The sequence below is a fragment of the uncultured Caballeronia sp. genome (assembly GCF_964243625.1).
In the GTDB taxonomy this organism is placed as follows: Bacteria; Pseudomonadota; Gammaproteobacteria; order Burkholderiales; family Burkholderiaceae; genus Caballeronia.
Genome location: NZ_CAXTGZ010000165.1, coordinates 1 through 11,086 on the forward strand (window position 1 = coordinate 1; position 11,086 = coordinate 11,086).

General features: G+C 61.4%; 7 protein-coding genes. 3 read left to right on the forward strand and 4 right to left on the reverse strand.

Going from position 1 to position 11,086, the window contains the following annotated elements:
• Positions 1 to 58: 58 nt before the first annotated feature.
• The 4 genes from ACFFAR_RS13570 to ACFFAR_RS13585 are packed head-to-tail and all read right to left on the reverse strand — an operon-like array spanning position 59 to position 8,436.
• Positions 59 to 4,195, reverse strand: a complete 4,137-nt coding sequence (locus tag ACFFAR_RS13570; RefSeq protein ID WP_375508003.1) for a molybdopterin-dependent oxidoreductase — start codon at positions 4,193 to 4,195, stop codon at positions 59 to 61.
• Between the two features lie 5 nt (positions 4,196 to 4,200).
• Positions 4,201 to 4,548 (reverse strand): nitrite reductase small subunit NirD, encoded by a 348-nt coding sequence (nirD, locus tag ACFFAR_RS13575; protein ID WP_062003619.1) that lies wholly within the window; start codon positions 4,546 to 4,548, stop codon positions 4,201 to 4,203.
• 11 nt (positions 4,549 to 4,559) lie between these two features.
• Positions 4,560 to 7,094 carry a nitrite reductase large subunit NirB gene (gene nirB, locus ACFFAR_RS13580; RefSeq protein WP_174363350.1) on the reverse strand — a complete coding sequence of 845 codons (2,535 nt, stop codon included), beginning with the start codon at positions 7,092 to 7,094 and terminating at the stop codon, positions 4,560 to 4,562.
• Positions 7,095 to 7,107: 13 nt separating this feature from the next.
• Complete coding sequence (locus tag ACFFAR_RS13585) at positions 7,108 to 8,436, reverse strand: MFS transporter (RefSeq protein WP_174363351.1); 1,329 nt, start codon at positions 8,434 to 8,436, stop codon at positions 7,108 to 7,110.
• A 495-nt stretch (positions 8,437 to 8,931) separates the two neighbouring features.
• Between ACFFAR_RS13585 and cobA the strand changes: the two genes are divergently transcribed.
• The 3 genes from cobA to ACFFAR_RS13600 all read left to right on the forward strand — a co-directional run.
• On the forward strand, positions 8,932 to 9,687 hold the full coding sequence (gene cobA / locus ACFFAR_RS13590) for a uroporphyrinogen-III C-methyltransferase (RefSeq protein ID WP_174363352.1): 756 nt from the start codon (positions 8,932 to 8,934) through the stop codon (positions 9,685 to 9,687).
• Positions 9,688 to 9,750: 63 nt separating this feature from the next.
• Complete coding sequence (locus ACFFAR_RS13595) at positions 9,751 to 10,326, forward strand: ANTAR domain-containing response regulator (RefSeq protein WP_062002547.1); 576 nt, start codon at positions 9,751 to 9,753, stop codon at positions 10,324 to 10,326.
• An 11-nt stretch (positions 10,327 to 10,337) separates the two neighbouring features.
• On the forward strand, positions 10,338 to 11,086 hold a 749-nt coding region (locus ACFFAR_RS13600; RefSeq protein ID WP_375508004.1), incomplete at its 3' end, for a CmpA/NrtA family ABC transporter substrate-binding protein.

Genomic DNA, 11,086 nt, shown 5'->3' on the forward strand with positions numbered 1-11,086 from the left:
GCATCGGGAAGCCTTGGCTAAAGGCTGATTTTTTCAGACGGGTCGCTGTCGGACTGCTTCAATAAACATCCCGCACATAGCGCTTTTCCTTCACCATGCGGCCCACGTAGTCCCGCGCCCTGTCGTCGCTCATGCCGCCCTGCTGAATCACCACGGATCTCAAGGCAGCATCCACATCCTTCGCCATGCGGCTGGCGTCGCCGCAAACATAGAAATGCGCGCCTTCCTCGAGCCACTTCCACAGATCGGCGCCCTGCTCCCGCATCCGGTCTTGCACGTAGATCTTCTCCGCCTGGTCGCGAGAAAACGCAAGATCAAGGCGGTTCAGCAGGCCCTTGCGACGCATTTCATCGAGTTCATCGCCGTAGTAATAGTCGGTTGCGGCATGCTGCTCGCCGAAGAACAGCCAGTTGCGGCCGGTATCGCCGCGGGCCTCGCGCTCATGCAGGAAGCCACGAAACGGCGCCACGCCCGTGCCGGGACCGACCATGATCATGGGTACATCGCCATTGCGCGGAAGCCGGAAATGCGCCGACTTTTGCACGAACACCGGGACATTGACGTCTTCTGCGCGATCGGCCAGGAAAGTCGATGACACACCTTTTCGATGACGCCGCCCATTGTTGTAGCGTACCGCCGACACGGTCAGGTGGATCTCGTCGGCATGCGCCTTGGGACTCGACGCGATCGAATACAGGCGCGGTTGCATGCGCTTCAACATTCCAGTCAGTTCATTCGCGGAAAGCTTCACCGGAAACTCGTGCAGGACGTCCGCCAACTGCTGGCCCCAGAGCCATTTCTTCAGATCAGCCTTGCGATCTTCCCGGAGCATGTCCTTCAACGTGCCGTTGTCCGTCCGTGCCGCAATGAACGCAAGCGCGTCAGCGCTTGGCCGCGCGATTTCGTAATGCTTGCCAAGTGCATCGGCCAGGCGCATCTCGCCCGGACCCGCTACTGTGACAGGCGCATCGGGCGAAAGATGGCTCAGGCCGATGAGTTCATCTACGAGTTCAGGGCAGTTACTCGGCCACACACCCAACGCATCGCCGACTTCGTATTCAAGGCCCGAGTCCTTCGATGCTAGCGAGAAATACCGTGTGTCCTTCGTCGCGCCCTGCTTGTTCAGCCGCAAGTTCTTTACAAGCCGCGACGTAGCCGGATGCGCCTTCGAAGCAACAGTCCCAGGCAAAACGGAAGGGATCATTCCATCGGCGGCAACTGCATGCAGCGCTTCGTCTTCCGCCTTCATGCGCGCGGCAATCCGTTCGAGCCAGGCGTCAGCATCGGGTTGATATTCGACATCGCAGTCCACGCGGTCGGCGAGGCGTCTAGCGCCGCGCTCCAGCATGCGTGCATCCAGTTTTCGTCCGTGGCCGCAGAACGCGTCGTAGTTGCGATCGCCGAAAGCGAGCACCGCGTAATGCACGGTGTCCAGACGCGGTGCGTTATCGGCTTGAAGTTCGGCCCAGAAGCTTTGGCCGTTATCGGGTGCATCGCCATCGCCGAACGTGCTGGTCATCAGCAGCACGTATTGCGCTTTTTCCAGGCCCGATACCGCAAAATCATCCATGCACGATGTACGAATCTCGAAGCCCGACTCCATGAGCTGAGTCGCATAGCGCTCGGTCAACGATTCGATGTTGCCTGTCTGCGATGCCCACAACAAAGTGACCTTCGGCCGTGCCCGCACGATGCGAACCGCCGGTTCATGCGCCGGTTCATGCGCCTGTTGCGGGACAGCCACGGCCCCTTCCGCGCGGCTGAACAAACCGGCAAGCACGCCATCGAACCACAGGCGGGTCTGCGGCGCAAACGGCGCGCTGGGGGGCAACACGGGAACACCTTGAGCCGCGCGGCTCTCGTTCGACCTCAGCCCGCTCATGAACCCGGCGACGTACGACCGCTCCACCTCGCTGAGTCGAGGCGCCGGCGTTTCCGGGATGCCGAGCAACGCGGAGAGGGCATCTATGCGGGACATGTCCGGTTCCTGAGTGATGTCGGTGTGATCGTCGTGCGTATCGGGTATGACGTCGCTCGTTCCAGGCGCAACGCGACTCAGCGCAACGGCGCAGAACTTGAATTCGGGCTGCTGCGAAATGGGATCGACCGCATCATTGGTCACGGCGTTGATGCAAAGCTCGTCACCATAGACATCGTTCCAGTGCATCGGCGCAAAACAGTTGCCGGCGCGAACGCGATCTGTCACGACGGCCGGCAACACAGCACGACCGCGACGCGACCTGATCTCGACGGCGTCCTTCGTTTCAATGCCCAACGCCGCCGCATCTTCAGGATGGATTTCCACAAAGGGTTTCGGGTTCAGCTTGTTGAGCATTGCGACCTTGCCGGTCTTCGTCATGGTGTGCCACTGATGCTGCAAGCGACCCGTGTTCAACACGACAGGACGCTCCACGTCCGGCATCTCGGCTGGCTGCACGTGCGGGCGCGCGAAGAACACAGCCTTGCCGCTCGCGGTTGGAAACACGAGCCGAGGACGGCTGCCATCGGGCGACACTTTCAATGTCTGATGTACACCATCGTTGATGTAACGCACCGGGTTGCGATCAGATGCCGCGTCTCTCTCAACGGGCCATTGCAGTGGCGACTCGCGCAGCCGTTCATGGCTCGCGCCGCGCAGGTCGTAGCCGGTCTTCGCGTTCGATGTCCGCACGATCTCCGCAAACACATCTTCTGCCGATGCATAGCTGAACGCATCGGCGAAGCCCATTTCGCACGCCACTTGCGCGACGATCTGCCAGTCGGGCATGGCCGTTCCCGGCGGATCGACAGCCTTTTGCGTGAGCGTCATATTGCGCTCGGAGTTGATCATCACGCCTTCGGCTTCGGCCCATAACGCGCCGGGCAGAAGGACATCGGCGTAGCGGTTGGTCTCGGTATCGAGGAAGGCGTCCTGCGTAATGACGAGCTCCGCGGCCTGCAATCCCGCGATCACGGTCTGGCGGTTCGCCACGCTTGCGACCGGGTTCGTGCAGATGATCCAGCACGCCTTGATGCTGCCGGCGGCCATGCGCGAAAACATATCCACGGTGCCGTTCCCCACCGATGTCCTGAGCGAGCCTTCCGGAATGCGCCACAGGTCTTCCATGAACTCGCGGTCTTCATCGACGAGCACCGAGCGCTGCCCCGGCAAGCCCGGACCCATGTATCCCATCTCGCGGCCGCCCATCGCGTTGGGCTGACCGGTGAGTGAGAACGGGCCGCTGCCGGGACGACAGATCTTGCCCGTCGCCAGATGCAGATTGCAGATGGCATTCGTATTCCACGTGCCATGCGTGCTCTGGTTGAGGCCCATGGTCCAGCAGCTCATCCACTCCGGCGCTTCGCCGATCCATTGCGCCGCGCAGCGGATATCAGCTTCAGGAATGCCGGTGATCGCGGCGACCTTGGCGGGCGTATAGTCCGCGAGAAATGCGGGCATCGCGTCCCAACCCTCAGTCGCTTCATCGATGAAACCCGCGTCCGTATGCCCGTTTTCGTACAACAGATGCAGCAAACCATTGATCAGCGCGAGGTCGGTGCCGGGCTTGATCTGCATGAAGAGCCCCGCTTTGTCGGCGGTAGCATTGCGGCGCGGATCGACCACGATCAGCTTCGCGCCCGCCTTCACGCGGTCCATCATGCGAAGAAACAGGATCGGGTGGCAGTCGGCCATGTTCGCGCCGATCACAAAAAACAGGTTGGCCTTGTCGATGTCCTGATACGACCCCGGCGGCCCGTCCGCTCCCAGCGAAAGCTTGTAGCCGCTGCCTGCGCTCGCCATGCACAGCCGCGAGTTGGACTCGATATTGTTCGTGCTCACGAACCCCTTTGCGAGCTTGTTGACAAGGTACTGCGCTTCTATCGACATCTGGCCGGAGACGTAAAAAGAAAGCGCATCGGGGCCGTGTTTGTCCAGGATGGCGCGCAGGCGGTGAGCGGTGTCGGTCAGCGCCTGTGTCATCGGAAGCGGTACTGGGTCCTGACCGCGTGCGTGACGAATAAACGCGCTTTCAAGGCGCCCCGATTTGCGCAAGGCAACGTGCGCGGACTGTCCTTTCGTGCAAAGACGCCCGAAGTTGGCAGGATGTTCCTTGTCACCCGACACCTTGACCACTTGCCCGTCCTCGACATGCAGGACCATTCCGCAGCCAACGCCGCAATAGGGGCAAACAGACTTGACGGTGCTGGTGTTCATTTCGGTTAGACCGCGACCCAGACTTGTCCGTCTTCGACGCGCGTTGCAAACGCGTTGACCGAGTTCGCAGGAATCTCGAGGCACTCGCCGGTGCGCAAGTCGAAGTGATGCTTGTAGATCGGCGATGCGACCACAATGCGATCGCCCAGATTGCCGATCAGTCCGCGCGAGAGCACCGAGGCCTGCGATCCCGGATCGAAGTTATCGATGGCGAACACGCCGCCTTCGCCATCGGCGAGATGAAACACCGCGACTTGCGTGCCGTTGATCAGCGCGCATACGCCGGTGTTCGGCAGGATGTCATCGAGCGCGCACACGGGCACCCACGCTGCGGGAATTCGATCAATGTTCATGACGCCCTCCATCAAACGGTTTCGACAACGACAGGGATGCCGATCAACTTGCGTTCAGCGGGCGTAGCGGGACGAATCTGCCCGCGCTCCTCGACAAAACTCACGTTGTTGTCGGACGCGTCGCTGTTCACGAAATGGCGGAACCGCTTGCGGGTTTCGGGATCGGTGACGGCTTTTTTCCACTCGCACTCGTAGGTATCGGCGACGTGCTGCATCTCGGCTTCGAGTTCGGCGGCGAGGCCGAGCTTGTCGTGCACGACAACATCGATCAGATAGTCGAGACCGCCTTCAAGGTTGTCGCGCCAGACACTCGTGCGCTGCAAGCGGTCAGCGGTGCGCACATAAAACATCAGGAAGCGGTCGATGTATTTCACGAGCGTCACCGCATCCAGATCCGCCGCAAGGAGTTCAGCGTGGCGCGGTTTCATGCCACCGTTGCCGCAGACGTAAAGGTTCCAACCCTTCTCGGTCGCGATGATGCCGACGTCCTTGCCCTGCGCTTCCGCGCATTCGCGCGTGCAGCCGGAGACGCCGAACTTGATTTTGTGCGGCGCGCGCAAGCCCTTGTAGCGGTTCTCGATATCGATCGCGAGGCCCACGGAATCGCCCACGCCAAAGCGGCACCACGTCGAACCAACGCACGACTTCACGGTACGCACCGCCTTGCCGTACGCGTGGCCCGATTCGAACCCGGCGGCGATCAGTTCTTCCCAGATGAACGGCAGTTGCTCGACCCGCGCGCCGAACAGGTCGACCCTCGCGCCGCCCGTCACCTTCGTGTAAAGCCCGTACTTCTTCGCGACCTGTCCGACGGCGATCAAACCATCGGGTGTCACTTCGCCGCCAGCCATGCGCGGCACGACGGAGTACGTTCCGTCGCGCTGGATATTCGCGAGGTAGTAGTCGTTCGAGTCCTGCAGGCTCGCGTGTTCCTTCTTCAACACGAACTCGTTCCAGCACGATGCAAGAATGCTGCTCACTGTCGGCTTGCAGATATCGCAGCCCAGTCCATGACCGTGTTTGGCAAGCAATTCGCCAAAGGTCTTGATGCGCTCGACGCGCACAAGGTGATAAAGCTCCTGCCGCGAAAACGCAAAGTGCTCGCACACATGATTGTTGACCGCGAGCCCTTGCTTCTTCATCTCGGCCTTCATCACTTGCGTGACGAGCGGCACGCACCCGCCGCACGATGTTCCTGCCTTGGTCGCCGACTTCAATGCGCCAATGCTCATCGCGCCGGCACACACGGCTTCGCAAATCGTCCCCTTCGATACGTCGTTGCACGAGCAGATCTGCGCCGAGACAGGAAGCGCATCGACGCCAAGACCCGGCTTCTGCTGGCCATCGGAAGAAGGGAGAATCAGGAACTCTGGCGACTCCGGCAACTCGATGCGGTTCAGCATCATCTGGAGCAAGGTGCCGTACTCGTTCGCGTCGCCGACCATCACGCCGCCGAGCAGGAACTTGCCGCAATCCGACACGACGATCTTCTTGTAGACCTGCTTGCGTTCGTCGCTGAACTGGTACGCACGGCTGCCCGGCGTCTTGCCGTGCGCGTCGCCAATACTTGCCACGTCCACGCCCATGAGCTTCAGTTTCGTGCTCATGTCGGCTCCCGCGAACGCATGCGCTTCGCCGAGCAACTGCTTCGCGACCACGCGCGCCATGTCGTAACCCGGCGCGACGAGACCGAACACTTGCCCTTGCCACAACGCGCATTCGCCGATCGCGTAGATGTGTTCGTCGCTGGTCACGCAGTTGTCGTCGATCACGATACCGCCGCGCGCACCCACTTCGAGGCCGCTGATACGAGCGATTTCGTCCCGCGGGCGAATGCCGGCCGAAAACACGATCATGTCGGTATCGAGATGCGTGTCATCGGAGAATTGCATGCGGTGCGTGCCCGCTTCGCCGTCAATGATCGCGACCGTATTCTTCTGCGTATGAACCGTCACGCCCAGCTCTTCGATCTTGCTGCGCAGCACGCGTGCGCCGCTGTCATCGACTTGTACGGCCATCAGGCGCGGTGCGAATTCCACCACGTGCGTCTGCAACCCGAGATCACACAACGCCTTCGCGCATTCCAGTCCCAGCAGACCGCCGCCCACGACCGCACCGGTCCTGGATCGCGCGCCGCATTCCTTCATCGCTTCCAGATCTTCAATCGTCCGATACACAAAGCAGTCAGCCCGGTCGTTACCCGCCACCGGCGGCACGAACGGATAGGACCCGGTTGCGAGAACGAGCTTGTCGTAGCCCAGCACTTCGCCGCTCGACACGGTCACCGTCCGCGCCATGCGATCGATCGACACCGCTTTCGCGTTGAGCTCGAGCCGCACGTTCTCGCGCTCGAAGAATCCCGCTTCGACCAGTGACAGATCCTGCGCCGTCTTGCCGGAGAAAAATTCCGACAGATGCACGCGGTCATAGGCGGGTCGCGGTTCTTCGCAAAGTACAGTGATGTCGAGTCCATGCCCTGCTTTTTCGGCGATGCATTCGAGAAGCTTGTGCCCCACCATTCCATGACCGATGACGACGATTTTCATGATGTGAACGCTCTCAGTTTGCAATGCTGTTATTGATGCCCAATGCATCCGCGCGCAATTCGGCTTCGCGTGCCTTGTGCTCGGTGCTGAAGCGCACGGCCAGCGCGCAGAGTGCGGAGATCGAGACGAGCACGCCGAGCATTGCCAGGGTTTGCTGGACGTTGCCGAGACCTTTCATCAGGAAGCCTGCCGCGACTGCGCCCACGTTGCCGCCCGCGCCGATGATCCCGGCCACGCCGCCAAGCGACTTGCGGTCGATGAACGGCACAAGTGCATATGTCGCGCCGCATGCCATGTGCGTGAAGAGACCGAAGCAGAGCATCGCGATAACGGCGAGCCCGACGCTGGTTTCACGCGAGAACCAGTACAAGCCGAGGCCCTCGCCCGCGATCAGCACGAACAACAAGGTGGAGCGCACATCGAGTCCGCGGCGCGCGGCAAACTTGTCGGACAGCCAGCCGCCCAGTGCGCGTGCGAAGAGCGCGAGCAAGCCGAAGCTTCCCGCTGCAAGGCCCGCGGTTTTCAACGAAAGATGGAAATGGTTGACGTAATAGATCGCGGCGATGTTATGGATGAACACCTCGACGCCGAAGCATGCCGCATACGTCACGAACAACATCCATACGCGATAGTTCGCGCACGCCGCACGAAAGCTCGCCCAGCCGCCTTTCTTGCCGCCATCGATTGTGATGCCTTGCGCGCGCAGTTCATCGAAGTTGCCTTGCGGGCAGTCTTGCGTCAGGCGCCAGTAGAACACCGCCATGAGCGGCATGGCGAGGGCCGGCACCACGAGCGCATAGCGCCATGCCGATGCATCGCTTGCGCCCAGGGCAAGCATTGCTGCGAGCAACAAGGGCACCAGCGCTTGCGCCGCGCCCGCGCCTGCATTGCCCCATCCGGCGCTCGTTGCGTTAGCCGTGCCGACCACGTTCGGCGCGAACATCACCGAGGTGTGATATTGCGTGATCACGAAACTCGCGCCCACTGCACCGATCCCCAGGCGCGCAAGAAGAAAGCTCGTGTAACCGCCTGAAAGCGCTGCCGCCAGCACTGGAAAAGCACCCAGGACAAGCAACGCCGTATAGACCTTGCGCGGGCCGTATCGATCGCACATCGGGCCGATGATCAGGCGTACGAGGATGGTCGCCGCGACCGCTGCAATGTTGATGTTCGCAACCTGATCGATCGACAGACCGAACTCGCGCTGGATCAATGGCATCAGCGGCGCGCATGCGAACCACGCGAAGAAGCACACGAAGAATGCCATCCACGTGAGATGAAAAGCGCGCATTGGCGCCGTGCGAAAACTGAAGAGGTCGATCCGCGTTGCTTTATCTGACATGGCCGTTCCACAAAACAAAAAGGCGTCCCGTGATTCCAGCCAGTTGACTGAATTCAGGGGACGCCGTTGTCCAAGAAGCCCATAGGGGCTGCTGCAATAGGGTGCTGCAGTACGGTGCTGCGTGAGGCAAAAAGACGAGATCGTCGTTGATCCGTTGGCGACATCAAACGCAAGGTGTATGCCATGCGGGCTCGGATACGGCAGCACGGGGCTTTACGGGGTTTGTCGTCAATTCACAAAATGAGCGCCGATGCTTTTTGATGCAGCAAAGCACAGCTACGGTGCGCTGCGGCACTGCACACGTGCGGGCAGACGAATGGCGTTCACGTCCATGCTTGGTTGCGCGTCTTGGCCTGCTTATTGCATTTACCTTCAAGCGCATGGCAACGACGTCTTGCGCTTACTTTCGGCGATCCAGGACAACGGCGTCCCTTCGTGCACAAGCACGAGCGGATGCCGTTTTGTTTTGGAACGCCGCCAAAGGACATCATCATCATGACTACCGGCAAGGTTACTTTGCTAAGCGCAGGCCCGGGCGACCTCGACCTGCTGACCATCAAGGCCGCGAAAGCGCTCGCACTCGCCGATATTGTCTTGCTCGACGATCTGGCGAACCCCGGGATCGCCTCGCTGGCGCCACGCGCACGCGTGATTCGCGTGGGCAAGCGCGGCGGATGCAAATCGACGCCGCAGGCTTTCATCGAACGGCTGATGCAGCGGTATGCGTTGAAGGGCCTGCACGTCGTGCGCGTGAAAGGTGGCGACGCGCTGTTGTTCGGCCGTGCCGGCGAAGAGCTCGCGGCGTTGCGACGTGCGCAAATTCCCGTCGATATCATCAACGGGATATCGTCGGGTTTTGCGGCGGCGGCGAGCCTGGGTGTGTCGCTGACGCATCGCGAGCATTGCCAGGGCGTGACCTTCGTCACCGCGCACAAGCAGGACCACGGCGAGCCGAACTGGACCGCGCTCGCAGCGACCGGAACAACGCTCGTCATCTATATGGGCATGACCCGCATCGAAAGCCTGTGCGCTTCGCTCATGAGCGCGTTGCCCGCTTCCACGCCCGCGGCCGTCGTGCAGTGGGCAGGGACGCCGGCAGAGCATCGATGGCTCGGGACGCTGGATCGGCTGGCTATCGATGCAACCGAAGCCGGTTTGACGAGCCCTGCCGTGATTCTGATAGGCAACGCGATTGGCGAGGCCATGCAGTGGGTCGAACAACCGGCGCCCGATGTCCAGCGCGCCGCTTGACCGGCGCGATGTGCCCATGAAGTGCCTTCGCTGCTCCTGAATAAAAATACCGGCACTTGCCCCATGCTTCGCGTGCTTCTCGTCACCGACACTGACAAACCCATCGGCGATTTGCGCCAGGCACTTGCACGCCTGGGTTATGACATGCTCGCCGAAGTCGCGACCCCGGCGGCCTTGCCGAGAGTGGTGGAAGAGCAGCGTCCGGACGTAGTGATCATCGATACAGAATCGCCATCGCGCGACACACTCGAGCAGCTCGCCGTGATGAACGAGACCGCGCCGCGGCCGGTCCTCATGTTCAGCAACGATGGCGACCAGCAACTGATCCGCGATGCCGTCGGCGCCGGCGTCAGCGCGTACCTCGTGGAAGGGCTCGAAGCGGAGAAGCTCGCGCCGATTCTAGAGGTCGCGCTCGCGCGTTTCGCACGCGAAGTGCAATTGCTCAAACGCCTGGCAGATGCCGAGACGGAACTCGCGGACAGAAAGCTCATCGACAAAGCCAAGCGCCTCCTGATGGACCGGCGCAAGATGTCCGAGCAGGACGCGTACGCCCTGCTGCGCAAACGGGCAATGGACCAGGGGATGAAACTTGCTGAAGTCGCCCGGCAACTGGTATCGATGGCTGATCTATTGGGGTAGCCTGCAACGACATGAATATTTCCTCGCCCTCTTCCATCGGCAAGCCCGAGAAAACGCATATACGCCTCGGCTTCGTGGCGTTGAGCGACGCTGCGCCGCTTGTCGCCGCCAAGGTCCTCGAGTTTGGTCATCGGCATGGCCTGACGCTCGAGTTGTGCAGGCAGCCGTCGTGGGCGGCGGTGCGCGACAAGCTGCTTTCGGGCGAGATCGATGCAGCGCATGCGCTATATGGTCTCGTGTGCGGCGTGCAGATGGGTATCGGCGGACCGCAGGGCGATATGGCCGTGCTCATGGTCCTGAATCGCAACGGGCAGGCGATCACGTTGTCGAACCGGCTGACCGCGGCGTTGAAACAGCACGGCAACCTGAAAGACGCGCTTGCCACGCTAGGGCGTCGTCCAGTGTTTGCGCAGACTTTCCCGACCGGCACCCACGCCATGTGGCTTTACTACTGGCTCGCGTCTCAGGGCGTGCATCCAATACGCGATATCCGCAGCGTCGTGATCCCGCCGCCGCAAATGGTCGACGCGCTGATTGACGGAGAACTCGACGGCCTGTGTGTCGGCGAGCCCTGGAACGCCGTGGCCGAAGCGCGCGGCGCGGGCAAAACGGTCGCGGTCACGAGCCAGATCTGGCCGGAGCATCCGGAGAAAGTGCTCGCGAGCCGCCGCGATTTTGTGGCACAAAACCCGAACACATCGCGCGCGCTGATCCAGACCATGCTGGAAGCTTGCCGGTGGCTCGATTACCCGAAGCATCA